The organism is Stackebrandtia albiflava (assembly GCF_007994225.1).
GTDB classification, from domain to species: domain Bacteria; phylum Actinomycetota; class Actinomycetes; order Mycobacteriales; family Micromonosporaceae; genus Stackebrandtia; species Stackebrandtia albiflava.
Map to the genome: position 1 here is coordinate 711,154 of NZ_VLLL01000006.1, position 24,263 is coordinate 735,416.

Genomic DNA, 24,263 nt, shown 5'->3' on the forward strand with positions numbered 1-24,263 from the left:
GAGCCCTTCAACGTGTCAGGTCACGGACCGGATCAGAACGCCTCCTCCGGGACGTCCATGGCGGTCAGGTCGGCCGACTCGACGATCTTGCGGTCGGAGTGCAGTCTCGGCAGCACCTCGGAGGCGAAGAACTTCGCGGCGGCCACCTTGCCGGTGTAGAACGCCCGGTCGGCGTCGCTCACGCCGGATTCGCCGAGCTTGCCGAGCGCCACCTCGGCCTGGCGGCCGAGCAGCCAGCCGATGACCACGTCGCCCATCGCCAGCAGCAGCCGGCGGGAGTGCAGCCCGACCTTGTACAGCTCGCGGGGCTCGCCCTGCTGGGAGGCGCCCATCGCGGTGCCCAGCGAACCGAGCATGGCCTGGGTGTTCTCCAGTGCCTCGCCCAGTGACGCGCGGACGTTCTTGAGCTCCTCGGGGCCGTCGGCGGCGAGGAAGCCGCCGATCTCGCCGGCCACGGTGCCGAGCGCGACGCCGCCGTCCCGGACGATCTTGCGGAACACCAGGTCGAGGCTCTGGATGGCGGTGGTGCCCTCGTACAGCGAGTCGATCTTCGAGTCGCGGACGTACTGCTCGATCGGGTAGTCCTGCAGGAAGCCGGAGCCGCCGAAGGTCTGCAACGACTCGGAGCTGAGCAGGTCGTACGCCCGTTCGGAGCCGCAGCCCTTGATGACGGGCAGCAGGAGGTCGTTGACCCGGTGGGCGAGCTTCGCGGCGTCGGCGTCCCCGCCGGCCTCGGCGATGCGCGCCCGGTCCTGCCAGGCGGCGGTGTAGCAGACCAGCGCGCGCAGGCCCTCCGCGTAGGACTTCTGCAGCAGCAGCGAGCGGCGGACATCGGGGTGGTGCGTGATGGTGACCCGCGGCGCCGTCTTGTCGGTGGACTGGAGCAGGTCGGCGCCCTGCACGCGGGTCTTGGCGTATTCCAGGGCGTTGAGGTAGCCGGTGGAGAGGGTCGCGATGGCCTTGGTGCCGACCATCATGCGGGCGTACTCGATGATGAGGAACATCTGGCGGATGCCCTCGTGCTTCTCGCCCATGAGCCAGCCCTTGGCGGGCTGCTTCTCGCCGAAGGTCATCTCGCAGGTGGTGGAGACCTTGAGGCCCATCTTGTGTTCCACGCCGGTGGCGTAGACGCCGTTGCGTTCGCCGAGTTCGCCGGTCTCGGCGTCGAAGTGGTACTTCGGCACGATGAACAGGCTCAGGCCCTTGGTGCCGGGGCCGCCCACGCCGTCGACACCGACGGGACGGGCGAGCACGTAGTGGATGATGTTGTCGGAGAGGTCGTGTTCACCGGAGGTGATGAACCGTTTGACCCCTTCGAGGTGCCAGGAGCCGTCCTCCTGGAGGTACGCCTTGGTGCGGCCGGCGCCCACGTCGGAACCGGCGTCGGGCTCGGTGAGGACCATGGTGGCGCCCCACTGCTTCTCGACGAACAGCCTGGCCCACTCCTGCTGCTCCGGGGTGCCCTCGGCCTGGAGGGTGTTGGCGAAGCTCGGGCCCGCCGCGTACATCCACAACGCCGGGTTCGCGCCCAGTACCAGGTCGGCGAACGCCCACCACAGGGTGCGGGGGGCGTAGCTGCCGCCCAGCTCGGGGGAGATGTCGAGGCGCCAGTACTCCGCGTCCATCATGGTGCGGTACGCCTTCTTGAACGACTCGGGCAGCGTCACGCTGTTGGTCGCGGGGTCGAACACCGGCGGGTTGCGGTCGGCGTCGGCGAACGGCGCTGCGAGGTCCTGCTCGGCGATGCGGGCGACCTCTCGGAGGATGTCGCGCGCGGTGTCGGCGTCGATGTCCTCGTACAGCCCGGTCCCCATGGTCCGGCCGGTGTCGAACACCTCGAAGAGGTTGAATTCGAGGTCTCGCAGGTTGCTCTTGTAGTGGGTCATGTCCCGCCTCCTACTGCTCAGTAACCCTAGGGTATTACCAGCGGGTAACTTCGGCAAGCCGGGCCGCCGAATCGGCACTCCCACGCACCCCGCCCGCGAAAGAGTGTCAGCTAGCCGACACTTACCGGCCGTCACCATGTATCGACCTGTTTCGTTGTTCACTGCGACGGGGAAGGGGTCGGCGGAGGCGACCGTGCTGCGTGGTGACGCGGCCGAATCCGCCGCCCCCGCCACACGAGCCACCGTCCGGCTCGACTCCGCATCACCGGACACACCGCCCGCCCGTCCCCGTCGGGCGTGGCCGTCCCCGAGCCCCCCGGCGCGGGTGACCACCACGCGACGACCATCGAATACTGAGTAAAGCGCAATTGTGGCGTCGGCCGGGAGGACTGAGCCATGTTGATGAAGCTTTTCGCGAACTGGCCGTGGACCCGCAGGAACTACATCGGGAGGCACCGCGCGGTCCCCCGCTACTTCGGCGACGTCGAAGGCATCGACACCGTGGCCCAGCTACTCGGCGCCGTCGGCCGCGACAAACGCTGAACCCGGCGACCACGCCGAAGACGACCCGCCGAGGGGGCGGGGTACGACAGGGGCGGCCCCGACCACCGGCGCCCACCCGGCACCGCGGACACCCGGCGGCCGCCCCTACGGGTCCCATCGATACCGCGACCCGCCGCACGGGCCGACCCGCCACGATCCAGAGACAGGCCGGGGCACCCGCCCACCCGCCCCACCGGGGGGCTCAGTCCCGCCAGCCGTTCGAATCCTCGTCGGCGTGCCAACTCGTGGCCTTGTCGTCGTCCGGCCCGATGTACTCCAACAACATCAACGCGATGTCGTCACCCAGCGGGCCACCCACCCACGACCGCAACGCACTCTCCAACGACGCCAACGCGTCGGCGATGGAACCGTGCCCCAACAACCCCCACGCCCGCTCCGACAACGGGAAGAACACCCCGTCCCGACGCGCCTCCGCCAGACCGTCCGTGTACAACAACAACCGGTCACCGGGCTCCAGACGCATCGTCAACGGCTTCGCCACCGGCATGAATCCCAGCGGCGGCGCCGCCGCCACCGGATCCAACAACTCCAACTGGCCACGCCGCAACAACAACGGCGGAGGATGACCACAGTTCAGAATGGTCAACGTGCCGCCCCGCTCCTCCAGGAACGCCGCCGTCACGAAATCCTCGTACCCGGCACTACGCGACACCGCGCGGTCCAGATCGGACACCACCGTCCGCACATCCGACCGCTCGTACGCCACATGCCGGAACGACCCCAGCACCGTCGAGGCGAGCCGCACCGCCGGCAGGCCCTTCCCGCGCACGTCACCGATGATCAACCGCGTGCCGTACGGCGTGTCGACGGCCTCGTACAGGTCCCCGCCGATGTCCGCGTGATCGCTCGCCGACACGTACCGGCCCGCCACCTTCAACTGCCCCACCACCGGGTCGATCGGCCGCAACACCGCCTGCTGCGCCACCGACGCCAACCGGGACAGCGCCGTCAACCGGGAATGCTGCCGCTGCCGCGCCATCGACACCACCACGGCACTGATCGACGCCAACAACACCGCCGCCAGATCCACCGACAACGACATCGGCGTCGCCGCCACACCCGGATACGTGAAACACACCAGGCCGATCGCCGTCACCAGGCACAACACGCCCAACGCCGCCACGCCACGCCACCGCGCGAAGGTCGCCGCGATGAACGGCGGAATCACCAGCAACGACACGAACTGCGGCTCGTCACCCGCTGCCGACTCCACCACCACGATCAGGACCAGGAGCACGACGGCCAGGCCGACGCTGGTCCGCGCGTCGGCGCGTACCCGTTGAGGGGTACGGGTCTTAGCCGTCATCGGGTCTGCCTGAGGGTCGCTGCGAGCATGGAATCTCCACTCAGCATGCCTGCCGCGAGGTCGATAAGCATCAGATTGCGGCCCGGCGATTCGGGGGAATTTGTCTGGCCGAACGGCCAGGTCACGCCACCCGGCGACACCGGTACCGCGACCCCCGTCACCACCGGCCCACCTCGCGCGACAACCGTGACCGGTACCGGTGGCATGCTGAATCCATGACCCCGCAATTTCGCCTGGAATCCTTCGACAGTGAGGTGGTGCGCCGACTCGACGCACAAGTCCAGCAAGAATACGTACGCCGCTACGGCGGCAAGGACGCGACCGACCTCCGTGCCGCCGACTTCACCCCACCACACGGCGCGTTCTACGTCGGCTACCTCGACGACTCCCCGGTCGTCACCGGGGCGTGGCGCACCCACGGCGACACCGACGCCGAGATGAAACGCCTCTACGTCGTCGAGACCGCCCGCGGCCTCGGCCTCGCCCGTGCCATGGTCACCCACCTCGAAACCGACGCCCACCGCAACGGCCGCGCCCGCATGATCCTGGAGACCGGCACCGGACAACCCGAGGCCCTCGCCCTGTACGCCTCACTCGGCTACCGGCCGGTCACCCCCTTCGGCGTCTACGCCGACGAACCCGGCGCACGCCACCTCGGCAAGACACTGAACGTCCCCGCCCACGACACCGCCTGAACCACCGCGGTTTGCCGCCGACCGCCGCAACCTCTAAGCTCGGAACCGTGACCATGCCCTCGCCGCCACCGTCCCAGCCGCGTCCCCCCGAACGCAGGATCGCGATCGACACGCCCTCGGACATGGAGACCGGCGTATACGCCAACTTCGTGGCGATCTGGCACGACGCCGAGACCTTCACCCTCGACTTCGCCACCATCACCCGTCCTCCCAAACCCGCCGAGGACTCCAAGACCGGCGAGGTCTACCTGCACACCCCCGCGCGCGTCGTGTCCCGCGTCAAGATCCCGCCGTCCCAGGTCTTCGAGATCATGAAGGCCCTGGAACAGCAGCTCTCCTCGTGGGAACGCGAGACCGGCCGCCGCCCCAAGGCCGACTGAGGCTAAGACCGAGCGCCGCCGCGCACACCGCGCCGCCCACCACCACAGCGACACCACCGCCACCAGGAACACCACGTTGTGGGCCAGCTGCGCGGCCGCCGACACGTCACCCAACGGCTCCGCCAGGAAACCCACCACCGACCGCGCCACCAGGGCCGCGCCCGCCACCGCCGTCGTGTGCCTCAACGTCCAACCAGGCGAACGCGAGAACCACACCGCCGCCGCGGCGAACACCACGAGCAGCACCGACGCCACCGCGACCCCCCACCAGTCGGTCGGCACCAGCTGGAAACCCGACGCCGCCGCGAACCCCGCCACGCCGCACACCGCCGGCGAGGGCACCACCGAGTCCCGCACCGCCGACGGCCGCCGCCCGGTCCACCACGCCACCGCGAACAAGACCGCCACCACCGTCGACAACCCCACGGTCTCCCCGGTCGAGGCCAGATCCGACTCCGAGTCGAAGGTGGCGCCACGGATCAAGATCGCCGCACCGGCGTACAACACCACCATCAGCACCAACCCCGGCACACCCAGCCACCGCCCCCGCGGCCCGATCGCCTCCACCACCGCGATGGGCGCCGCGAAACTCCACACCGCGTGCCCGACCACGAACGCCAGCAGCGGAGCCACCCCCAGGCCCAGCGGCGCCACATACGTCGGCCCCACCAGCGCGTCCCAGTACCCGATGTCGCGATACGAGTCGTTGAACAGCGACTGATCGATCACCCCCGCCTGCAACAGCCCGAAACCGGTCGCCGCCGTCAACAGTTGCGGCCACCGCCAACCCCACCGGCGCCCCAGCTCCCGGATCAGGACCGCCGGCGCCCCGTACAACGGCACGAACAGCGCCAACGCGCCGAGCAACGCGACCGGCGCACCCGTCGAGTCGTCATAGGCCGACAGATACTCCGCACCCACCGGCGCCGCCACCAACAGACCGAGCGTCGCCGCCCAACCGGCCCACCGCGACCGCCGTTCCCCCGCCGTCACGTCCCCGACCTCCGCGCCGCCGCCACCACGACCCCACCCAGGGCCGCGACCGCCAGATTGGCCGCCAACTCCCAACCGGCGAAGAACTCCACCCGCTCGAACACGAACCGGTTCAACACGTTCAACACACCCATCACCGGCTGCACCCACAGGTGATCGACGGCCCCACTGAGCCCCACCAAGGTCGTCACCACCCCGACGAACCGCAGAATCTGTCGCATACCCCCACGCTATGAGCGCCACGGCCCCGACCGCCTCGGCCGAGAGACGATTCCCGCCCGCCGAGCGTCGCCTTCGCCCGCACCCCACCGATACCGAGGTATCGAATCCACCGACTTCGGTATCGGACACGCCGCCGCACCCGGCATCCACCCGCCCCGATCGGTAGGTTCATCCGAATGCCGTCCATGAACCGGTCCCGGGTCGCCGCCGCCGTGGCGAACCTGGCGTTGTTCACCTGGGCGCTGGGATTCTCGCTGTTCACCGGCATGACCCGCCTCGAATCCACCGGCCCGCCCTCACCCGACTGGCTCGTCCTCGCCGACCTGCTCGGCGGCGTCGCCGGCCTCGTCATGATCTGGTGGCGACGCCGCGCACCCACCGGGATCGCGGTCGCCCTGGTCCTCATGTCGGCCGTCTCGGAACTCGCCGCCGGGCCCATGCTCGTCGCACTGTTCACCGTCGCCGTACACCGCCGCCGACGAACCGCGTGGACGGTGTTCGGGCTGAGCATCGTGACGGCCGCCGTCATGTCACTGCTGCGACCCACCGGCGGCGACCCCTGGCTACTGGTCCTCGTGTTCGGGGTCGCGGTCCAGGCCGCCGCGGTGGGATGGGGCCTGTACATCCAGTACCGGCGACGACTGCTGTGGTCGCTGCAGGACCGGGCCGCCAGAGCCGAGACGGAGACACGACTACGCATGGAACACGCCCAACGTCTCGTCCGCGACGCCATCGCCCGCGAGATCCACGACGTACTCGGGCACCGGCTGTCCATCCTGAGCCTGCACGCGGGCGCACTGGAATACCGGCAGGACGCGAGCCCCGATGAGGTCCGCCGGGCCGTGCGGGTCATCCGAGAGAGCTCACACCAGGCCCTACAGGACCTCCGCGAGGTGATCGGAGTCCTGCGCGCCCCGATCACCGAACTCGGCGGCCCCACCCTGGCCGACCTCCCGGAGCTCGTAGAGGAGGCCGCCGACGCCGGTTCCGTCGTACGCCTCGACCGCCACCACGCCGAACCGGTTCCCGACGCGCTTGGTCGCGCCGGCTACCGGATCGTCCAGGAGGGACTCACCAACGCCCGCCGGCACGCACCCGGCGCCGAGGTCGACATCGACGTCGCCGGCGAACCCGGCGGCGAACTGACCGTGTCGGTCCGCAACACCGCGCCGCCCACCGCCGTCGACCCGGGCACGCCCGGCCGCGGCCTGGTCGGCCTCACCGAACGCGTCGCCCTTCTGGAGGGACGACTCGAATACGGGCCGACCGACGACGGCGGTTGGCACCTCGACGCCCGGATACCCTGGCCGTCATGACCGGCGACCCGATCACCGTCCTCATCGCCGACGACGACCCGCTCGCCCGGGCGGGACTCGGCATGATCCTGGGCGGACACCCCGGCGTGACGGTGGTCGCCGAGGCCGCCGACGGCGAGGCCGCCGTCACGACGGCCCGCCGGTGCCGCCCCGACGTGGTGCTCATGGACATCAGGATGCCCCGCATGGACGGACTCGCCGCCACCGAGACCCTGCGCGCCGACCCCTCGCCCCCGGAGATCCTGGTCCTGACGACCTTCGACGCCGACGCCCACGTGCTGCGGGCACTGCGGGCGGGCGCCGCCGGATTCCTCCTCAAGGACACCCCGCCGGTCGAGCTCGTCGAGGCGGTGCGCCGGGTCGCCGACGGCAGGCCGGTACTGTCGCCCACGGTCATGACCCGGCTCATCGCCAGGGTCACCGACACCGAGTCCGAGACCGCCCGGCGCCGCCGCGCGGCGGCGGCGAGGCTCGAACGGTTGAACGACCGGGAACGCGAGGTGGCGATCCAGCTCGGCCACGGCAGGTCGAACGCCGAGATCGCCGCCGCCCTGCACCTGAGCGTGCCCACCATCAAGACGCACGTGTCGGCGGTGCTGGCGGCGTTGGGCCTGAACAACCGGGTGCAGGTGGCGTTGCTGGTTCACGACGCAGGTCTCTCCGACCACGACTGGTGAACCGCCGGCGGAGTCGCCCGGCGGTGGATCGAAGGGGGTGGGAGAAGCGCGACGCCGAGGTCGGGAATGTGGCCCTGACCTCGGCGTTCGTCGTCTGGAGCGGGCGACGGGAATCGAACCCGCGTCCTCAGCTTGGGAAGCTGATGTTCTACCATTGAACCACGCCCGCGTGGTCCGCTCCACTGTATCGGACGCCGGTCGGCGGGCGTGACCGGGCCGGGTGCCCCTCGATCGGCGGAGACGTCGGCGGAACGTAGGCTCTGCGGCATGTTGTTGTCGGATCGTGACATAATCGCGCAGCTCAAGGCCGGTCGCCTGGGGATCGAACCGTTCGCGCCCAACCTGATCCAACCCTCCAGTGTGGATGTCCGTCTGGACCGCTGGTTCCGGGTCTTCAACAACCAGAAGTACACCCACATCGACCCCTCGACGCAGCAGGACGAGCTCACCTCGCTCACCGAGGTCGCCTCCGGTGAACCCTTCGTCCTCCACCCGGGCGAGTTCGTGCTCGGGTCGACGCTGGAGGTCTTCACCCTCCCCGACGACCTGGCCGGGCGCTTGGAGGGCAAGAGTAGTTTGGGGAGGTTGGGGTTGCTGACGCACTCGACGGCGGGGTTCATCGACCCGGGGTTCAGCGGACACGTCACCCTCGAGTTGTCCAATGTGGCGAACCTGCCGATCACGCTGTGGCCGGGGATGAAGATCGGACAGTTGTGCCTCTTCCAGCTCTCCTCGCCCGCCGAACACCCGTACGGCTCCTCCGTGTACGGCTCCCGCTATCAGGGGCAACGCGGTCCCACGCCGTCGCGTTCCTGGCAGAACTGGCAGGTCAGCGACACCGGCTGACGGTCGCCGTCCGGTCTCGCCGGGCACCTTGTCCGGTTTCGTCGCATTCCGGGGTCGGTCCGTGACCGAATGTTGCCGAAACGGCGGTAAAAGCCGGTAAACGCTCTAGCGTCGATGCATGGATATAACCGGTAGTCTCCAGAACGCGCTGGACGCGGTGGTGACATTCGTGCCCCGGGCGCTGGCCTTCCTGGCCATCCTGCTCGTCGGGTGGATCGTCGCCAAGGTGCTCCGGCGAGTCGTCACCAAGCTGCTGGCCCGCGTCGGACTCGACCGGGTCGCCGAACGCGGAGGAATGCGCCGCTTCACGGGCAAGTACAGCATGAGCCAGCTCTCGGGCATGCTCGTGTACTTCGCCGTCCTGCTGTTCACACTGGTCCTGGCGTTCAACGCCTTCGGGCCGAACCCCGTCAGCGACGTGCTGAACTCGTTGGTGGCATGGCTGCCGCAACTGTTCATCGCCGGTGTGATCATGGTCGTGGCCTTCGCCATCGCCAACACCGTCTACGACCTGGTGTCGGGTGCGATGTCGGAGATGTCCTACGGCAAGTACATCGCCCGCGCCGCCCAGGTCGCGATCATCGCGGTGGCCGCCATCGCCGCGCTCAACCAGATCGGCATCGCCACCACCGTCACCACGCCCATCCTGGTCGCCGGACTCGCGATGATCGTCGGCGTCGTCGTCGTGGGTGTCGGCGGCGGCATGATCCAGCCGATGCGTGACCGCTGGGAACGGATGCTCGGTGCCGCCGAACAGGAGGCGGGCAACATGTCGTCGAAGAACCGTAAGCAGGAGGGTGACGAGTTCGGGCAGCCCGGTTACCGGTCCGCCGCGTACGACGACACCAAGCCGGCCGCGCGGCCGTCGCACCGGGAGAGCGCGACCTCGTCGGCGGGCAGGACCCCCACCGCCACGGGTACGAGCGCCGTCCCCGGGTCGTCGGGTACGCCCTCCGCCGGTACCGGCGCGGGTGGGACGTCCTCGGGTTCGCAGTCGCCGGACTGGGACGCCGGATCCCGTGGCCGGATGCCCGGGACCGGGGACTCGGAGGGTCCCGACTGGGACACCGGCCGTCACCGGCCGGGCGAGGACCGCTGATCTGAACGCCGTGCGCCGGCCGGGTCCGCCCGGTCGGCGCACCCGTGTGTTCAGGGGCGTGGTTCCAGCCGGACGACGATCGCCTTGGACACCGGGGTGTGTGACCGTTTGGCGACCGCGCCCAGCGGGACGAGCGGGTTGGCCTCGGGGAAGTAGGTGGCGGCGCATCCGGCGGCGATCGGGTAGGAGACCGCTTGGAAGTCCTCCGCCCGGCGGTCGTGTCCGTCGGTCCACTCGCTGATCAGGTCCACGCGGGAGCCGGGTGCGATTCCCAGGGCGGCCAGGTCGGCGGGGTTGCAGAACACCACCCGCCTGCCGCCCTTGACGCCGCGGTAGCGGTCGTCGAGGCCGTAGACGGTGGTGTTGTACTGGTCGTGGCTGCGTAGTGACTGCAGCAGTAGGCGTCCCTCCGGGACGACGGGCGGGTTGACCGGGTTGACGCTGAACCGGGCCCTGCCGTCGGGGGTGTCGAAGCGCCGGGCGTCGCGTGGCGGGTGCGGCAGTGTGAAGCCCTCTCCGCCGCCGTTGCGGAGTCGTCGTTCGTAGTCGGCGAATCCCGGTACGACGGCGGCGATCCGTTCCCGGACGGCGCGGTAGTCGGCCTCGAAGTCGCGCCAGGGGATGGTGTCGCCCAGTAGTGCCCGGCCGAGCCGGGAGATGATCGCGACCTCGCTGAGCAGGAACGGTGAGACGGGTGCGAGTCGGCCGCGTGAGGTGTGTACGCGGCTCATCGAGTCCTCGACGGAGACGAACTGGGGGCCCGCGGCCTGCCGGTCGATCTCGGTGCGCCCGAGTGTGGGCAGGATGATCGAGACTCGGCCGGGCACGACGTGTGACCGGTTCAGTGTGGTCGAGACGTGCACGGTGAGGTCCTGTCGCCGTAGGGCGGCCTCGGTGACGGCGGTGTCGGGGCTGGCGGCGGCGAAGTTGCCGCCCAGTCCCATGAAGACGCGTGCCGCGCCGGTGCGCATGGCGTCGATGGCGGCGACGGCGTGGTGGCCGGGGTCGCGGGGGACCCGGATGCCGAACTCGGTTTCCAGGGCGGTGATCCAGGGTGGCGGTACCTCCCAGATTCCCATGGTGCGGTCGCCTTGGACGTTGCTGTGGCCTCGGACGGGGCACAGGCCGGCGCCGGGTCGCCCGATCATGCCGCGCAGCAGTTGGACGTTGACGATCTCCTGGATGGTGGCGACCGCCTCGGTGTGTTGGGTGAGGCCCATGGCCCAGCACACGACGGTGGCGTCGCTGTCGGCGAACATGCGTGCGGCGGCGTGGATCTCGTCGCGGTCGAGACCGGTGGCCTTGAGGACGACGTCCCAGTCGACGGTGGTGTCGGCGTATCGGTCGTAGCCGGTGGTGTGGGTGTCGACGAACTCGTGGTCGACGGCGTCCCATTCGCGGAGCAGGGCGCCGATGGCGGTGAAGAGGGCGTGGTCGCCGCCGAGGCGGATGCGTAGGAACCGGTCGGCCAGGTCGGTGCCGCCGCCGACGAGGCCCCTGGGGGTCTGTGGGTTGCGGAAGTTGAGCAGACCCGGTTCGGGCATCGGGTTGACGGCGAGGATGCGGGCGCCCCCGCGTTTGGCCTTCTCCAGTGCGGAGAGCATGCGGGGGTGGTTGGTGCCGGGGTTCTGGCCGACGATGACCAGTAGCGACGCGTCGTGGATGTCGTCGAGGGTGACCGAGCCCTTTCCGATGCCGATGGTCTCGGACAGGGCGACGCCGGAGGACTCGTGGCAGTAGTTGGAGCAGTCGGGCAGGTTGTTGGTGCCGAAGGCGCGGGCGAGGAGTTGGTAGCAGAACGCGGCCTCGTTGGAGGTGCGTCCGCTGGTGTAGAAGACGGCCTGGTCGGGGTGGTCGAGGCCGTTGAGCGTGTCGGCGATGAAAGTGATCGCGTCGGGCCAGGAGATCGCCTCGTAGTGGTCGGTGCCGGCGCGGCGGATCATGGGGCGGCTGACCCTGCCGGCCTGTCCCAGCCGGTGGTCGCTCCAGGTGGCGAGTTCGGAGATCGGGTGGGTGGCGAAGAACCGGGCGTCGGCCTGGTGGCGGGTGGCCTCCTCCGCGATCGCCTTTGCGCCGTTCTCGCAGAATTCGGCGCTGGAGCGGTGGGCGGGTTCGGGCCAGGCGCATCCGGGGCAGTCGAAGCCGTCCACCTGGTTGAGGCGCAGTAGGGCCCGGGTGCCGCGGGTGACACCGGGTTTGCCGAGGGCGTGGCGTAGGCCGTGGAGGATGCCGGGGATTCCGGCGGCGGACTCCTTGGGCGGGCCGATCACCGGTTCGTCGGGTTGCGGCATGAGACGGCACCTTTCGCTGCGTGTCGGCCTTGGTATCACCGTACCGGCCGGTGGGGTGTGGGTGTTCCACGTCGTGGTGGTGTCGGGTGTGGGCTCACGGGGTGGCAGCCGGGGTGTCTCGGAGCACGTCGCGTTCGGAAGGGTTCCAGGACTCCTGCGTGGTCCGTTCGGACGTGCCGTCGCTCGTCTCGGACGGCGGGTGGAGACGCGGCTTACACTTGAGGCCCATGGTGTTCGGCATAGGTCCGGTGGGCGTCATGGTGATCGCCGCGGTCGGCGGTGTCGTCGTGGTGAGTCTGGTGCGTTTCGCGTTGCGGCCGTTGGCGCGGCGGGTGCGTTGGCTGGATACGGTGCTGGGTCTGGTGCATCGGCCGGCGCAGTTGACGGCGGGGTTGGTGGCGGCGCGGATCAGTCTTCAGGTCACGGGGCCGAGGGAGTGGCACGACGGTGTCGGTCACTGGCTGGTGTTGGCGATCCTGGCGGCGTCGGCGTGGCTGGTGACGCGACTGCTGCGGGTGATCCGGTCGGATGCCGAGGAGGGTGTGGCCGGGGTGGCGGCGCACGACCTGGACCGGCGGCGGCGCCGGACGCAGGCGGTGATCGTGTACCGGGTGGCGAGTGCGGCGATCTGGGTGATCGCGGTGGGGGCGGGTCTGTTGACGTTCCCGGCGTTCCGGACGTTCGGTGCGGGTGTGTTGGCGTCGGCGGGTCTGGCGGGTGTGGTGGCGGGTCTGGCGGCGCAGTCGCTTCTCAAGGACGTCTTCGCGGGGCTTCAACTGGCGTTCGGTGATTCGCTGCGGTTGGGGGACATCGTGGTGGCGGAGAAGGAGTGGGGGAGGGTCGAGGAGCTGGCGCTGACCTATGTGGTCGTGCGGATCTGGGACAGGCGGCGGCTGATCCTGCCGACGTCCCATTTCACGACGACGCCTTACGCGAACTGGACGGGGCGGTCGCAGGACCTGGTGTCGGTGGTGGAGTTCGATGTGGACTGGCGTCTGCCGGTGATCGAGGCGCGGCGTGAGTTGACGCGGATCGTGGCGGCGTCGCCGCATTGGGACGGTGCCGAGCAGGGTCTGGTGGTGACCGACGCCACGGGCCCGTATCTGCGGATCCGGGCGACCGCCACCGCCGCGAACGCCGACGCGTGGTGGGAGTTGCGTTGTGAGATAAGGGAACGCATGGTGGGGTGGATCGCGGAGAACCATCCCGACTGTGTTCCACGGTTGCGTGTGGAGCCGGGTGCGGCGCCGGAGGTGTGAGGCGGGGCGTGACGTCGGGGCGGGCGGCCGGACCGCCTGTGCACACCGCGACGGTCCGGTGAGTAATGTCGCCGGTGTGGATGACAACGCACCCGATCTGACCGCCAAGGTCGCCGCCGCGTGGCGCGACTTCACCAACGCGCTGGCGTCGGCGCTGCCGCGTATGCCGGTGGGGTCGGATCTGGCGCTCATCCTGGATCCGACGGCGTCGGGTACCGGGAACGCCGTGTACGACGTGTCCCTGACGGTTCCGGCGGAGGGGCAGGTGCGGGCGGACGCGACGTCGAACGCGACGCTGCCCAGTGCCGCGCGGCTGGGCCGGGCGGCGGTGGGGCAGCTCGTGGCGCTGGGTTGGCAGCCGCCGGGGGTGTTGGAGGGTGCGGGGCAGCGGTTCGGGTTGCACAGCGACCCGGTGGATCCGCAGGAGTTGGCGACGGTGGTGGCCCGGACGATGCGGGACGTGTTCGGGGCGCCGCATCCGGCGTTCCTGACGTACGACTACCAACCGTCCGGGGAGGGCGGATCGGCGGATCTGGTGTTGACGCCCGCGCGGCCGGTGGCGCCCGCCGACGAGTCGGAGGAGTTGTCGGAGGACCTGACGCCGCCGAAGTCGGGGGCGTTGGGTGAGGTGGTGCGGACGGTCGTGGCGGCGATGGAACACACCACGGTCGAGCACCTGGCGGTGGACGACACCGGGGAGATCAGTCTGCGTGCGGGTTCGGCGATGGTGTTCATCAAACCGACCGAGCGTCCGGCCATCGTGGACGTGTACTCGCCGTTGCTGACCGATGTGGGCACGAACGAGCGGTTGTATCACGAGTTGTCGGAGTTGACCCGCCGGTTGCCGATCGGGCGTCTGTACTATTCGGAGTCCACGATCTGGGCCTCGGTGCCGGTGTACGGCAGGGACTTCCAGCCGTCGCACCTGATGTTGGCGGTGCAGTCGATGACGAGGTTGGCGGACGACCTGGACGACAGGTTGCAGAAGAAGTTCGGGGGCCGCCGGTTCTTCGACGCGCAGACCGTCCAGCGTGTCACCGAGGAGGACACCCCTCCGATGGGCATGTATCTCTGAGTCGCCGCCCAGCTTCTGCCGCCTTGGGTGGTCTGGGGCCCATCGACATGCCTCGAATGATGCTGTATGTCCGAATTTCACCGGGCCTGTGCCCACCCAAGGCGGGCCTGTGCCCACCCAAGGCGGGCCTGTGCCCACCCAAGGCGCAGAAGGGTGGGGGTCAGCGGTCGCGGCGTTCGAGGAACGCGGTCATGCGGTCCCGTTTGTCCCGGGAGTCGAACAGCAACGCCTGGGCGGCGAGTTCGACGTGCGGGTGCGCCCCCGCCGGTGCGTCGACGGCGAGCTTCGTGAGCCGCAGCGCGGTCGGCGACGCCTTGACGATGTCGTCGATCAGCCCGTGCGCGTGGGACAGCAGTTCGCCGGGTTCCACGACGGCGCTCACCAGGCCGGCCCGTAGCGCCTCCTCGGCGGGCAGCCGCCGACCGGTGAACAGCAGTTCCTTCGCCAGGCTCTCGCCCACCAGCGCGGGCAGCCGCCAGGTGGCGCCCGCCCCGGCCAGGATGCCGAGTCGTGCCTCGGGCTGGCCGAAGAAGCTGCGGGAGCTGCACACCCGGATGTCACATCCGTAGGCCAGCTCCGCGCCACCGCCCAGCGCGGGACCGTCGACGGCGGCGACCGTGGGCAGCGGCAGCGCCCGGATGCGCGCGAACAGTCCGGAGTTGATGCCGCGCAGCGCGTCGGCGGAGGTGCGTTCCCGGAGTTGCGCGATGTCGGCACCGGCGGCGAAGACGCCGTCGTCGCCGCCGGTCAACAGCATCGGGGCGGGATCGCGTTCCAGGGTCTCGCACACGGCGTGCAGTTCGTCCACCATGGCCTGGTCGATGGCGTTGCGTTTCTCCGGGCGGTCGAGTCGCACGACGGTGCGGTCGGGACGCCGTTCCACCCGCAGGGTCCGGAACTCCATCACGCCACCTTCCGGCCGTCGCGCCAGAGGTAGAAGCCCTCGCCGGACTTCTTGCCGAGCCGGCCCGACTCGACCATCTCGACCAGCAGTCGCGGCGGCGCGAACCGGTCCCCGTAGGCCGCCTGGAGGGTCCGGGCGATGTCGAGCCGCACGTCGAGGCCCACCACGTCGGTCAACTCCAACGGCCCCATCGGATGCCGGTATCCCAGTGCCATCGCCTTGTCGATGTCGGCCGCCGACGCCACCCCCGACTCCACCATCCGGACCGCCTCCAGGCTCAACGCGTTGCCCAACCGGGACGTGGCGAACCCGGGGGAGTCCCGCACCACGATCGGTTCCTTGCCCAGCCTCGCGGCTATCGCCAGGGCGTGGTCGCGGGTGGCGTCGGTCGTGGCGTCGGTGACGACGATCTCCAACAGCGACATCGCGTACACCGGGTTGAAGAAGTGCAGCCCGCAGAACCGGTCCGGGTGGTGCAACGGCTCCGCCAGTGAGGTGATGGCGATGCTGGAGGTGTTGCTGGCCAGCAGGCGGGGGCCGCGTGCCTCCGCCGCCGCAAGGACGGCGCGCTTGAGGTCGGCCCGTTCCGGCACCGCCTCCACGATCACCTCGGCGCCCTCCGGGGAGTCGGCGACGTCGGCGACGGTGTGGAGCCGGTCGCGCACCGCCGACGCGGTACCGGGTTCGGCGCGGCCGCGGTCCTCCGCCTGGTCCGCCCACCGGGCGATCCGGTCGAGCGCGGCGGTGGCCCGGTCGGCGTCGACCTCGACGATCGTGACGCGGTACCCGGCGGAGGCGGCGACGTAACCGATGCCGGCTCCCATCGTGCCCGCGCCGATCACGGTGAAGTCCTGCGGCGAATCCGGCATGTGCGCGTACCCTTCTCGTCGTTGAGCGGCGGTGCCCTGCCGTGGCTCACCGTACCGGTGTGGGGTGGGCCGGCAGGTTGCCGCCGGGTGAACGACAGCCTAGTGTGGCCCGTCGTGGACCCCCTCGCCCTCCTGTTCGTGGCGGCCGCCGCCGTGTGCCACGCCGTCTGGAACCTGTACGCCAAACGCGCGGCCGACGGCGGTCCCGTCTTCGTGTGGCTGAACAGTGTGGCGTCGGCGGTGATCTACCTGCCGGTCATGCTGATCGCGGTCGTCCTGAGTCCTCCACAGTGGTCGTGGATGCTGCCGGCGGCGATGCTGGTGACGGCGGTGCTGCACCTGGCCTACTCGGTGGTCCTGCAACGCGGTTACCAGCGTGGTGACATGTCGGTGGTCTATCCGTTGGCGCGCGGAACCGGCCCGGCGCTGTCGGTGACCTTCGCCATAGTCGTGTTCGGGGAGAGGCCCGGCCTGATCGGGATTCTCGGCGCGGCCGGGGTCGTCCTGGGCATCCTCATCATCGGCCTGGGCCGCTCCAGCGGGACCCGGTTGACGGCGGGCGTCGGATACGGGCTGGTCACCGGTGTGCTGATCGCCTCGTACACCGTCTGGGACGCCTGGGCGGTCGGGCCGTTGGCCATCTCGCCGATCCTGTTCGACTGGGGTAACAACCTCGGGCGCGGTCTCATGCTCGCCCCCTACGCGCTGCGTCGTCGCGACGAGATCCGCCGGGTGTGGCGCCGGCACCGGACGGCGGTCCTCGTGGTGGCGACCATCGCGCCCGCCGCCTACATCCTGGTCCTGTTCGCTTACCGGTACGCGCCGGTGAGTCTCGTCGCGCCGGCCCGGGAACTCAGCATCGTCATCGGCAGTGTGTTCGCGTGGCTGTTGTTGCGGGAACCGCAGGCGGGACGACGCATCACCGGCGCGGCGGTGGTGCTGCTGGGCGTGGTCGCCCTGGCCGCGGCCAGGGGTTGAGCCGCCGGGGCGCCCGTCTCCCGGCGCGGTGTCCGCGGTGGCCGACCCCCCGTCTCGGCGTATCGAAACGCGTCACGTATGCTTTCCAAGCCTCCGACGGCGCGCAGACGGTGGCAGGCGAGGTTAACTGCCGAGCGACCCACCCGGGCCGTATGGCATGATGGCCAAGCGCCCCCATCGTCTAGTGGCCTAGGACGCCGCCCTTTCAAGGCGGTAGCACGGGTTCGAATCCCGTTGGGGGTACCAGGTAAGATCGGGTAAGCTCTTGCGAGCGAGTCCGAGACAACCGAATAGCAAGGTCCTGTGGAGCAGTTGGAGTGCTCGCCGCCCTGTCAAGGCGGAGGCCGCGGGTTCAAGTCCCGTCAGGACCGCCGAAACACCAGTTCAGAACCGGCCTCGCGTAGATCCGCGAAGCCGGTTCTTCGTTTCCCGCATCTGTGATCGCCGACCGTGCCGGCGAAAGCCCGAACGCCGTATCCGTGGTCGTGTGCGGGTCGAGAGTCGGAGCCGGCCGGTGTCAGCCTCGGGCGTCGTGCGGTTTCCGGGAACGGTGAGCCCCGGAGCCGGTGTGCCGCGCCGCCCCCGGAGCGTTGCCGAGGAGGACGGCGAAACCGTCGAGGTGACGAGCCAGTGCGTACTCGAACTGCTGGTCCAGGTCGCTGAAGGCGCTCTCCCGTGCCGCCGCGCGTAGGTGGGGGAAACGGTCGCCGTCGAGGAGTTCGGCCATTCGCTCCCGTTCCGCCCTTCGCCACCGCTCGAGACTCACACCACTCTCCTGTTCGGCCTCGACCTCGTCCGCGACCGACAGGGCGGCCGAGTTGACGAGGGTGTGAAGTGCCATCGCCTCCTGGACGCAGGTCCGCCGAGGCAGCCCCAGGTCGTCGAGCACCCGCAAAGTCCACTCGGTGTAGGCGGCGAGGCCGGGCACCAGCAGCGGCCGGGTGAAGGAGATCGCGCGCGCCGCCCACAGGTGCCGTCGGTACAGCTCCCATTGGCGGCGTGCCACCAGTTCGAGCTTGGCGCGCCATCCGTCGGGCCCGGGTTCGGGGAGATCGTCGGGGGCGACGATCTCCCCGACCATCTGGAGCACCAGTTCCTCCTTGGTCGCCACGTGCCGGTAGAGCGACATGGGGCTGACACCGAGCTCGGCCGCGAGTCGGCGCATGGTGACGGAGTCCAGTCCCTCCCGGTCGGCGATGGTGACCGCGGTGCGCCGGATCCGCACTGCGGTGAGCGGTGGAGGCGGTAGACCGCGCCGCCGTGCCGGTCGTGCTTCGCGCCGGAACGCGTCGACGTCCACCACGCGCGGTGCCGCTCTGCGCTCCACGTGTTCGGCGACGACCGTTCCCGCGCCGACCCGGGTGACGACCAGCCCTTCGTCGCGAAGTGACGCCATCACCCGGTTCGCCGTGGCGACGGCGACGTTCCAGCGCCGGGCGATCTGCCGCACCGACGGCACCCGGTCGCCCGGACGCAGATCGCCGGCGGTGATGCCCGCGCGGATCTCGGCGGCGATCTGCCGATACGGCGGTTCCCGCTGGGTCGGCGACGCCATGTGGACCTCCGAACGTGACGTGGACCTTCGAGGGTGTGTGTCACTTCGATCGTACTAGGTCACTCAACGCCGTACTAGGTCACGTGTCGTGTTTCAGCCCTGTACGACGGCCATGTGAAGTAAATACGATGTACGCATGGAATTGAATACGCCGTACGCGCGCGTCCGTGACGTGGACCGGTCGGGACATGAAACGGTCCTCCACGTCCTCGCCTCCGCGTTCGACACCGACCCGCTGGCCGAATGGCTCTTCCCCGAGACCGCCGACCGAGCCGCGCTCCGAACCGGGTTCCACCGGTCACTGCTCGACCGCTCCGGTGCCGAGTGTCACGTGGCGGGTGACCGTGAGGGCGCCGCTATCTGGCTGCCCCTTCAAGCCGGAGAGCGCCTCCACGACGGCCAGGCCGGTGCGGCGGTCCGGGATGAGCGCCTCGCCCGGTTGCGTGCGGTCGGTGAGGCCCTCGCCGCCCGGCATCCCGTCGGCGAACCGCACCTCTACCTGGCCGTCATGGGCGTCGTCTCCGATCGGCGGGGCCACGGCATCGGAACAGCGTTGCTGCGCCACCGGCTGCAGCGCGCCGATCGCGACGGCATCGGCACCTATCTCGAAGCCGGCTCCCCGCGCAGCCGCGCCCTCTACCTCAGACACGGCTTCGCCGACCTGGGCCACCCGGTGCGGATCGCGGACGCCCCACCGCTCCAACCGATGTGGCGCCCCGCGGCCGTCGACGCCGGCCCTCGCCCCACCGATCAGACCCCGACCGTTCAAGGAGCTTCCCGATGACCACCAACGCCGCACCCACCCTCGTGTTCGTCCACGGCACCCACGTCTCGTCGTTCAGCTGGGTCGGACTCACCCAGGAACTGACGTTGCGCGGGTTTCGCACCGTCGCCGTCGACCTGCCCGGCCACGGGATCGACGGGTTCTTCCCCCGCTCCTACCAAGCGCCACAAGACCTCGCGGCACTGGCCAAGGAGCCCTCCCCACTCGCCGCCCACACCCTGGACGACTACGCCGAAAGTGTGGAGGACGTCGTACGTCGCGCCCACCGCAACGGGCCGGTGATCCTCATCGGCGCCAGCCAGGGCGGCGTCACCCTCAGCCGAGTGGGAAATGCCGTACCCGAGCTGCTCGACCACATCGTCTACGTGGCCGCGTACTGCTGCGTCGACCTGCCGAGCATGGCGGCCTACATCGACACCCCCGAGAACGCCGGCAGCCTGGTCGACAAGGTCACCGCGGCGATCGCCGGTGACCCGGCCGAGCTCGGCGTGGCTCGAATCAACTGGCGCACGGGCGACCCCGGACTGCTGGACGGCATTCGGGAATGCCTGGCGGACGGCTTCACCGACGAGGAGCTGACCCGAATCCTCAACCTGTTCCAGCCCGACGAACCGGTCACCATCCCCATGGCCGAGACCCGAGTCGAAGCGCAACGGTGGGGTCGGGTACCCCGCACCTATGTGCGCTTCACCGATGACCGGTTGATCCCCCCGGCGTTGCAGGACAGGTTCATCTCCGAGGCCGACCGCCTCACACCCGACAACCCGACCGAGGTCCACTCGGTAGCCGCACCCCATGTCGGCCCCTTCCACCGGCCCGAGGTGGTCGAGATCCTGAGCGACCTCGCACGACGTGTCATGACGGCGCCGCCCCGGCGATGACCGGTTCCATGATCCGGCCGTAGTCGTATCGGGGCGCATGATCTCAAGCCGGAGCGGGTGAGTTCGTCAGCGTGAGGCGACCGCCCTCATTCCGGGCGATGTGGCACGAGCGAAGGCCGAGTCCCGTCAGGACCGCCGGAGTATCGGTTCGGAACCGGCCTCGCGTAGATCCGCGAAGCCGGTTCTTCGTTTCCCCTCCACCACCGCGCGGTTCCGGTCGTGGTGATGTACGTCATTGCGCCCCGGCGTCGAACGGTGTGCGAGGACAAATCGGTTTCCATGGGCGTCGAGACGGTGGAACATGACTCGAAGCAGTCAGGCGGCGTCGAGGAGCCCACCATGGAGATGTCCGACATCCCGCGCGCGATCGCGGCCGCGACGTCGACGGCGGCGGCGCTCGGTCTCCGAGCCGACGACGCGACCGTCCTCCACGACTCGAACCGCTTGGCGTTGCGACTGACGCCGTGTGACGTCCTCGCCCGGGTCGCCCTCGCGGGGTACGGGGTCGCGCGGCGCGAAGTCGATCTCGCCCGGCGGCTCACCGAGGCCGGATGCCCGGTGGGCGCCCCGGCGCCTCGAGTGGATCCGCGGGTGTACGCGCGTGACGGCTTCGCCGTGACGTTGTGGACCTATTACGCGCCGACGGCGATGAAGGTCTCGCCGGCCGACTACGCCGGGGCGCTGGAACGGCTGCACGCCGGAATGCGCGAGGTCTACGCGCCGACCCCGGGTTTCATGGACCGGGTCACCGAGGCGGAGGAGGTCGTCGCCGACCCGGATCGTTCACCGGAGCTCGCCGACGCCGACCGGTCGTTCCTCGCCGGCAGGCTGGCCGACCTACGGCGGGCCGTCGAGGGGCGAGGTGCCGTGGAGCAGTTGCTGCACGGTGAGCCGCATCCGGGAAACGTGCTGAGCACGGCGGACGGCCCGTTGTTCATCGACCTCGAGACGTGCTGCCGTGGACCGGTCGAGTTCGACCTCGCCCACGCTCCCGAGGAGGTCTGCCGCCACTACCCGAACATCGACCACGCGCTGTTGGACGACTGTCGACAGCTCGTCCTCGCGATGATCGCCGCGTGGCGCTGGGAGCGCGGCGACCGGTTCCCGAACGGGAGACGGGTCGGACGGGAGTACCTCCGGCTGCTGAGGGCGGGCCACCCCGGCTGATCTCCGATGCGGTGGCCGGGCCGCCTCGGCGCTGGAGGCGGTGGGCGACGGACGGTGACGTGACCAGCGGCGGCGGCCGCTGTGAGTGGTGCACTAATCTACGAACTCGGTTAGTAGATTCACGCATGTGCAGAGCTTGGGAGTCCCGGTGTCGCGACGGACGAGGTCCACAGCAAGGCGGCTGTCTCGATGGGTGAGCGCGGTGACCGCGACGGTCATGGCGGTGGCGTTGGGTGCCTCACCGGTGCGCGCCGACCCGGTCGACGAGACCGAAGCCGAGATCGAGGCCCAGTTCCACGAGCTCGAAGGCATCATCGAGGACTACAACAAGGTGCGCGAGGACCTCGAGGACACGAACGCGCAGATCGCCGAACTGGAGGCCGAACTCGAACCGTACGAGGAGGAGTTGGCGGCGCTCGGTGAACGTGTGGGTTCCTACGCCGCCAACGTCTACATGAACGGCAAGATGTCGAACTCCGCGGCGCTGCTGACATCGGGGACGCCGGATCAGCTCGTCGACCGGCTGACCATGATGAACACCGTCGTGGTCTCCGAGAACGCGGCAATTCAGGAGCTGAAGGACGCCGCGGCGGACCTGTTCGAGCAGAAGGCGGTGTTGGACGCGCTGTACACCGACCAGTCCGCGCAGGAGGAGGAGCTCGTCGCGAAGAAGACCACCATCGAGGACGAACTCGACCGGTTGCAGGACGTACGTGAGGAGGCGTACCGCGACCATCGCGGCAGCGCCGACGGCTGGGTGCCGCCCTACGTCCCCGGCGATCGGGGGAAGGTCGTCAGGTTCGCGCTCGAGCAGGTCGGCGAGACGTACGTGTGGGCCGCCTCGGGACCCGACGGCTGGGACTGCTCCGGCCTGACGATGGGGGCGTGGGCACAGGTGGGCGTCTCGCTGCCGCACAACGCGGCGGCGCAATGGAACCAACTGCAACCCATCGCCCGTGACCAGCTCCAACCGGGGGACCTGGTGTTCTTCAACGACCTCACCCACGTCGCACTGTACATAGGGGATGGACGCGTGGTGCAGGCCGCCGTCAACTACTACAACGTCGCGATCGAGACGATCGAGAGCGCCGCCGGTTCCTACTACGGAGCGGCCCGGATCCCCGGCTGGTGACGGATCCCCGGCGGTCCGGGGGCGTCCGGCGAACCGGCGTCCGGAGGTGGTCGTGGTGGACTCATGGGGGATCCGTGTGGCGGGCCGGTAGGAATCCAGGCGAAAGGTTGACCGCCACACCACAGGGAGAACGACAATGCGCATGATCACCAGCCTCGCCGACCGTGTCCTCCAGCGGCTCGTCGCCGCCGAGTCCGCCGCCGCGGCCTGCACTCCCAGCTCGACCAGGCAGTACAAGAACGAGGGCGGCCAGTGCTTCTACCGCATCCGGTACGTCCGCTCCGACTGCAGTGTCGACTACAGCGGTTGGTACGAGTGCTGATCACCGGATGACGTGTGCCGGTCGCCGTTCGCAACGGCGGCCGGCACCGTCGTGACCGGCCGAAGAAGGGGGACGGCGGGCGGCCTCTCCCGGAAGGCCCACCGTGCCGCCACCCCGCGCGATCGCTCTCCGCCGTCACAGCCTTGCGGCGAGTCGTGGGGCTCCCCGATACTCGCGGATCATGACGGTGCATCACCGGCGCCAGAAAATCTATCGCCACGGCAGTAGACATTCTCTTCTTCGGGTGTTAGGCTATCTCCCGTCGAAGAGAGAAGAAGTCTATGAGGGGTGTCAGAGACTAGTCACCCGAGGGAAACACGGCAGACCGGGCGCGCCGGGACCGGAAGACACGGGGTTCCGACGGACGGTGCTGCCGACGGCCCACAGGGGCCGGACCCGATAGACCGCACGACGGTACCGACGGTGCCGGATGTTCGACCCGTTATTGGAAGGAGTTACGACGCCATCGCTGATCGCCCGTGACGCGCGAGGATTCGCCGCACGGATACTGCAGTTCCACGGATTGGAAGGTGGTCCACGGTCCCGCAACACGCGATCGCGCGCAATCGCCGGTTCTCGGCTCGGCGCGCCAGACGACAACGGCCGTAAGGCCGACAGATGGTGTTTAACGACAGCGGGCCCCGGCGAGATCTCGTCGGGGCCCTTCTTCGTGGAAGGCTGAATGGAACGACAAGCCCAGGGTCCGGCCGAGCCGGATGACAAGTTCGACGACGACGACTACCCGGCGTACTCCATGGGGCGCGCCGCCGAGATGCTGGGCGTCACCCAGGCGTTCCTACGCAGCCTGGACGCCGCCGGCCTGATCGCCCCACAACGTTCCGGGGGCGGGCATCGCCGCTACTCCAGGGTCCAGCTGCGGCTGGCCACCCGTGCCCGCGAACTCATCGACCAGGGCACACCGCTGGAGTCGGCCTGCCGGATCATCACCCTTGAAGACCAACTCGCCGAGGCGCGACGCGTCAACGACGAGCACACCGGTTGACCACCCCGCCGACCGTGTGATCCCCGTACGTAGCCGCCGGTGGTGGCGCCCGCCTTCGG

The 24,263-nt window shown here is 69.6% G+C and carries 24 protein-coding genes and 3 tRNA genes; 19 read left to right on the top strand and 8 right to left on the bottom strand.

Annotated elements, in window-relative coordinates:
* Positions 1-32: 32 nt before the first annotated feature.
* Positions 33-1,886, bottom strand: coding sequence for an acyl-CoA dehydrogenase (locus LX16_RS14160; RefSeq protein WP_147138992.1), 1,854 nt, complete (start codon positions 1,884-1,886; stop codon positions 33-35).
* A 396-nt stretch (positions 1,887-2,282) separates the two neighbouring features.
* Between LX16_RS14160 and LX16_RS26625 the strand changes: the two genes are divergently transcribed.
* Entirely contained in the window at positions 2,283-2,429 is a 147-nt protein-coding gene (locus LX16_RS26625; protein ID WP_158645599.1) for a hypothetical protein, read from the top strand.
* Between the two features lie 202 nt (positions 2,430-2,631).
* Here the strand turns inward: LX16_RS26625 and LX16_RS14165 are convergent, their stop codons facing one another.
* Positions 2,632-3,756, bottom strand: coding sequence for a PP2C family protein-serine/threonine phosphatase (locus tag LX16_RS14165; RefSeq protein WP_147138994.1), 1,125 nt, complete (start codon positions 3,754-3,756; stop codon positions 2,632-2,634).
* Between the two features lie 215 nt (positions 3,757-3,971).
* Between LX16_RS14165 and LX16_RS14170 the strand changes: the two genes are divergently transcribed.
* From LX16_RS14170 to LX16_RS27965, 3 genes are all read left to right on the top strand, one after another.
* Complete coding sequence (locus tag LX16_RS14170) at positions 3,972-4,451, top strand: GNAT family N-acetyltransferase (RefSeq protein ID WP_147138996.1); 480 nt, start codon at positions 3,972-3,974, stop codon at positions 4,449-4,451.
* A gap of 53 nt (positions 4,452-4,504) precedes the next feature.
* The gene (locus LX16_RS14175) at positions 4,505-4,831 is read left to right on the top strand and encodes a DUF3467 domain-containing protein (protein ID WP_147140777.1); all 327 of its coding nucleotides are present in this window, start codon (positions 4,505-4,507) and stop codon (positions 4,829-4,831) included.
* 76 nt (positions 4,832-4,907) lie between these two features.
* Positions 4,908-5,552 (top strand): hypothetical protein, encoded by a 645-nt coding sequence (locus tag LX16_RS27965; RefSeq protein WP_158645600.1) that lies wholly within the window; start codon positions 4,908-4,910, stop codon positions 5,550-5,552.
* 268 nt (positions 5,553-5,820) lie between these two features.
* On the opposite strand, the gene LX16_RS14185 is transcribed toward LX16_RS27965, so the two are convergent.
* Complete coding sequence (locus tag LX16_RS14185) at positions 5,821-6,045, bottom strand: hypothetical protein (protein ID WP_147138999.1); 225 nt, start codon at positions 6,043-6,045, stop codon at positions 5,821-5,823.
* A 177-nt stretch (positions 6,046-6,222) separates the two neighbouring features.
* On the opposite strand from LX16_RS14185, the gene LX16_RS14190 reads away from it, so the two are divergent.
* Complete coding sequence (locus tag LX16_RS14190; protein ID WP_147139001.1) at positions 6,223-7,362, top strand: histidine kinase; 1,140 nt, start codon at positions 6,223-6,225, stop codon at positions 7,360-7,362.
* On the top strand, positions 7,359-8,039 hold the full coding sequence (locus LX16_RS14195; RefSeq protein WP_147139003.1) for a response regulator transcription factor: 681 nt from the start codon (positions 7,359-7,361) through the stop codon (positions 8,037-8,039). Before LX16_RS14190 ends, LX16_RS14195 begins: the two co-directional genes overlap by 4 nt.
* A gap of 95 nt (positions 8,040-8,134) precedes the next feature.
* Here the strand turns inward: LX16_RS14195 and LX16_RS14200 are convergent.
* Positions 8,135-8,208 (bottom strand) — tRNA-Gly (locus LX16_RS14200).
* 98 nt (positions 8,209-8,306) lie between these two features.
* On the opposite strand from LX16_RS14200, the gene dcd reads away from it, so the two are divergent.
* Complete coding sequence (dcd, locus tag LX16_RS14205; protein ID WP_147139005.1) at positions 8,307-8,885, top strand: dCTP deaminase; 579 nt, start codon at positions 8,307-8,309, stop codon at positions 8,883-8,885.
* A 118-nt stretch (positions 8,886-9,003) separates the two neighbouring features.
* Positions 9,004-9,984, top strand: coding sequence for a mechanosensitive ion channel family protein (locus tag LX16_RS14210; protein ID WP_147139007.1), 981 nt, complete (start codon positions 9,004-9,006; stop codon positions 9,982-9,984).
* 50 nt (positions 9,985-10,034) lie between these two features.
* On the opposite strand, the gene LX16_RS14215 is transcribed toward LX16_RS14210, so the two are convergent.
* Entirely contained in the window at positions 10,035-12,275 is a 2,241-nt protein-coding gene (locus LX16_RS14215; protein ID WP_147139009.1) for an FdhF/YdeP family oxidoreductase, read from the bottom strand.
* 227 nt (positions 12,276-12,502) lie between these two features.
* On the opposite strand from LX16_RS14215, the gene LX16_RS14220 reads away from it, so the two are divergent.
* Together LX16_RS14220 and LX16_RS14225 are read left to right on the top strand one after the other, a co-directional pair.
* The gene (locus LX16_RS14220; protein WP_147139011.1) at positions 12,503-13,534 is read left to right on the top strand and encodes a mechanosensitive ion channel family protein; all 1,032 of its coding nucleotides are present in this window, start codon (positions 12,503-12,505) and stop codon (positions 13,532-13,534) included.
* Positions 13,535-13,610: 76 nt separating this feature from the next.
* Entirely contained in the window at positions 13,611-14,609 is a 999-nt protein-coding gene (locus LX16_RS14225) for a T3SS (YopN, CesT) and YbjN peptide-binding chaperone 1 (protein WP_211354510.1), read from the top strand.
* A 160-nt stretch (positions 14,610-14,769) separates the two neighbouring features.
* Here LX16_RS14225 and LX16_RS14230 read toward each other — a convergent pair whose 3' ends face one another.
* Entirely contained in the window at positions 14,770-15,513 is a 744-nt protein-coding gene (locus LX16_RS14230; RefSeq protein ID WP_147139015.1) for an enoyl-CoA hydratase/isomerase family protein, read from the bottom strand.
* A complete protein-coding gene (locus LX16_RS14235) occupies positions 15,513-16,382 on the bottom strand; it encodes a 3-hydroxyacyl-CoA dehydrogenase family protein (RefSeq protein WP_147139017.1) in 870 nt (289 codons plus the stop codon). The genes LX16_RS14230 and LX16_RS14235 overlap by 1 nt, the downstream gene beginning before the upstream one ends.
* Positions 16,383-16,496: 114 nt before the next feature.
* On the opposite strand from LX16_RS14235, the gene LX16_RS14240 reads away from it, so the two are divergent.
* The 3 genes from LX16_RS14240 to LX16_RS14250 all read left to right on the top strand — a co-directional run bounded on the left by LX16_RS14240 (position 16,497) and on the right by LX16_RS14250 (position 17,731).
* Positions 16,497-17,360, top strand: a complete 864-nt coding sequence (locus LX16_RS14240; protein WP_147140779.1) for an EamA family transporter — start codon at positions 16,497-16,499, stop codon at positions 17,358-17,360.
* Positions 17,361-17,530: 170 nt separating this feature from the next.
* Positions 17,531-17,606, top strand: a tRNA-Glu gene (locus LX16_RS14245).
* Positions 17,607-17,657: 51 nt separating this feature from the next.
* Positions 17,658-17,731, top strand: a tRNA-Asp gene (locus tag LX16_RS14250).
* A gap of 146 nt (positions 17,732-17,877) precedes the next feature.
* On the opposite strand, the gene LX16_RS14255 is transcribed toward LX16_RS14250, so the two are convergent.
* Positions 17,878-18,915, bottom strand: a complete 1,038-nt coding sequence (locus LX16_RS14255) for a TetR/AcrR family transcriptional regulator C-terminal domain-containing protein (RefSeq protein WP_147139019.1) — start codon at positions 18,913-18,915, stop codon at positions 17,878-17,880.
* Between the two features lie 136 nt (positions 18,916-19,051).
* Between LX16_RS14255 and LX16_RS14260 the strand changes: the two genes are divergently transcribed.
* The 6 genes from LX16_RS14260 to LX16_RS14285 all read left to right on the top strand — a co-directional run bounded on the left by LX16_RS14260 (position 19,052) and on the right by LX16_RS14285 (position 24,204).
* A complete protein-coding gene (locus LX16_RS14260) occupies positions 19,052-19,699 on the top strand; it encodes a GNAT family N-acetyltransferase (protein WP_147139021.1) in 648 nt (215 codons plus the stop codon).
* Positions 19,696-20,580, top strand: a complete 885-nt coding sequence (locus LX16_RS14265) for an alpha/beta hydrolase (RefSeq protein ID WP_147139023.1) — start codon at positions 19,696-19,698, stop codon at positions 20,578-20,580. Before LX16_RS14260 ends, LX16_RS14265 begins: the two co-directional genes overlap by 4 nt.
* A 339-nt stretch (positions 20,581-20,919) precedes the next feature.
* Complete coding sequence (locus LX16_RS14270) at positions 20,920-21,747, top strand: phosphotransferase (RefSeq protein WP_211354511.1); 828 nt, start codon at positions 20,920-20,922, stop codon at positions 21,745-21,747.
* Between the two features lie 202 nt (positions 21,748-21,949).
* The gene (locus tag LX16_RS14275; protein WP_147139025.1) at positions 21,950-22,879 is read left to right on the top strand and encodes a C40 family peptidase; all 930 of its coding nucleotides are present in this window, start codon (positions 21,950-21,952) and stop codon (positions 22,877-22,879) included.
* Between the two features lie 136 nt (positions 22,880-23,015).
* On the top strand, positions 23,016-23,201 hold the full coding sequence (locus tag LX16_RS14280) for a hypothetical protein (RefSeq protein WP_147139026.1): 186 nt from the start codon (positions 23,016-23,018) through the stop codon (positions 23,199-23,201).
* A gap of 682 nt (positions 23,202-23,883) precedes the next feature.
* Positions 23,884-24,204 (top strand): MerR family transcriptional regulator, encoded by a 321-nt coding sequence (locus tag LX16_RS14285; RefSeq protein WP_147139028.1) that lies wholly within the window; start codon positions 23,884-23,886, stop codon positions 24,202-24,204.
* Positions 24,205-24,263 lie beyond the last annotated feature (59 nt).

Excerpts from the sequence above, each read along its gene's own strand:
- LX16_RS14195 (WP_147139003.1), top strand. The coding sequence starts at position 7,359 with ATGACCGGCGACCCGATCACCGTCCTCATCGCCGACGACGACCCGCTC.
- LX16_RS26625 (WP_158645599.1), top strand. The coding sequence starts at position 2,283 with ATGTTGATGAAGCTTTTCGCGAACTGGCCGTGGACCCGCAGGAACTAC.
- LX16_RS14235 (WP_147139017.1), bottom strand. The coding sequence starts at position 16,382 with ATGCCGGATTCGCCGCAGGACTTCACCGTGATCGGCGCGGGCACGATG.
- LX16_RS14210 (WP_147139007.1), top strand. The coding sequence starts at position 9,004 with ATGGATATAACCGGTAGTCTCCAGAACGCGCTGGACGCGGTGGTGACA.
- LX16_RS14280 (WP_147139026.1), top strand. The coding sequence starts at position 23,016 with ATGCGCATGATCACCAGCCTCGCCGACCGTGTCCTCCAGCGGCTCGTC.
- LX16_RS14260 (WP_147139021.1), top strand. The coding sequence starts at position 19,052 with ATGGAATTGAATACGCCGTACGCGCGCGTCCGTGACGTGGACCGGTCG.
- LX16_RS14285 (WP_147139028.1), top strand. The coding sequence starts at position 23,884 with ATGGAACGACAAGCCCAGGGTCCGGCCGAGCCGGATGACAAGTTCGAC.
- LX16_RS14230 (WP_147139015.1), bottom strand. The coding sequence starts at position 15,513 with ATGGAGTTCCGGACCCTGCGGGTGGAACGGCGTCCCGACCGCACCGTC.
- LX16_RS14255 (WP_147139019.1), bottom strand. The coding sequence starts at position 18,915 with ATGGCGTCGCCGACCCAGCGGGAACCGCCGTATCGGCAGATCGCCGCC.
- LX16_RS14215 (WP_147139009.1), bottom strand. The coding sequence starts at position 12,275 with ATGCCGCAACCCGACGAACCGGTGATCGGCCCGCCCAAGGAGTCCGCC.
- LX16_RS14270 (WP_211354511.1), top strand. The coding sequence starts at position 20,920 with ATGGAGATGTCCGACATCCCGCGCGCGATCGCGGCCGCGACGTCGACG.
- LX16_RS14160 (WP_147138992.1), bottom strand. The coding sequence starts at position 1,886 with ATGACCCACTACAAGAGCAACCTGCGAGACCTCGAATTCAACCTCTTC.
- LX16_RS14265 (WP_147139023.1), top strand. The coding sequence starts at position 19,696 with ATGACCACCAACGCCGCACCCACCCTCGTGTTCGTCCACGGCACCCAC.
- LX16_RS14170 (WP_147138996.1), top strand. The coding sequence starts at position 3,972 with ATGACCCCGCAATTTCGCCTGGAATCCTTCGACAGTGAGGTGGTGCGC.
- LX16_RS14165 (WP_147138994.1), bottom strand. The coding sequence starts at position 3,756 with ATGACGGCTAAGACCCGTACCCCTCAACGGGTACGCGCCGACGCGCGG.
- LX16_RS14190 (WP_147139001.1), top strand. The coding sequence starts at position 6,223 with ATGCCGTCCATGAACCGGTCCCGGGTCGCCGCCGCCGTGGCGAACCTG.
- LX16_RS14175 (WP_147140777.1), top strand. The coding sequence starts at position 4,505 with ATGCCCTCGCCGCCACCGTCCCAGCCGCGTCCCCCCGAACGCAGGATC.
- dcd (WP_147139005.1), top strand. The coding sequence starts at position 8,307 with ATGTTGTTGTCGGATCGTGACATAATCGCGCAGCTCAAGGCCGGTCGC.
- LX16_RS14185 (WP_147138999.1), bottom strand. The coding sequence starts at position 6,045 with ATGCGACAGATTCTGCGGTTCGTCGGGGTGGTGACGACCTTGGTGGGG.
- LX16_RS14220 (WP_147139011.1), top strand. The coding sequence starts at position 12,503 with ATGGTGTTCGGCATAGGTCCGGTGGGCGTCATGGTGATCGCCGCGGTC.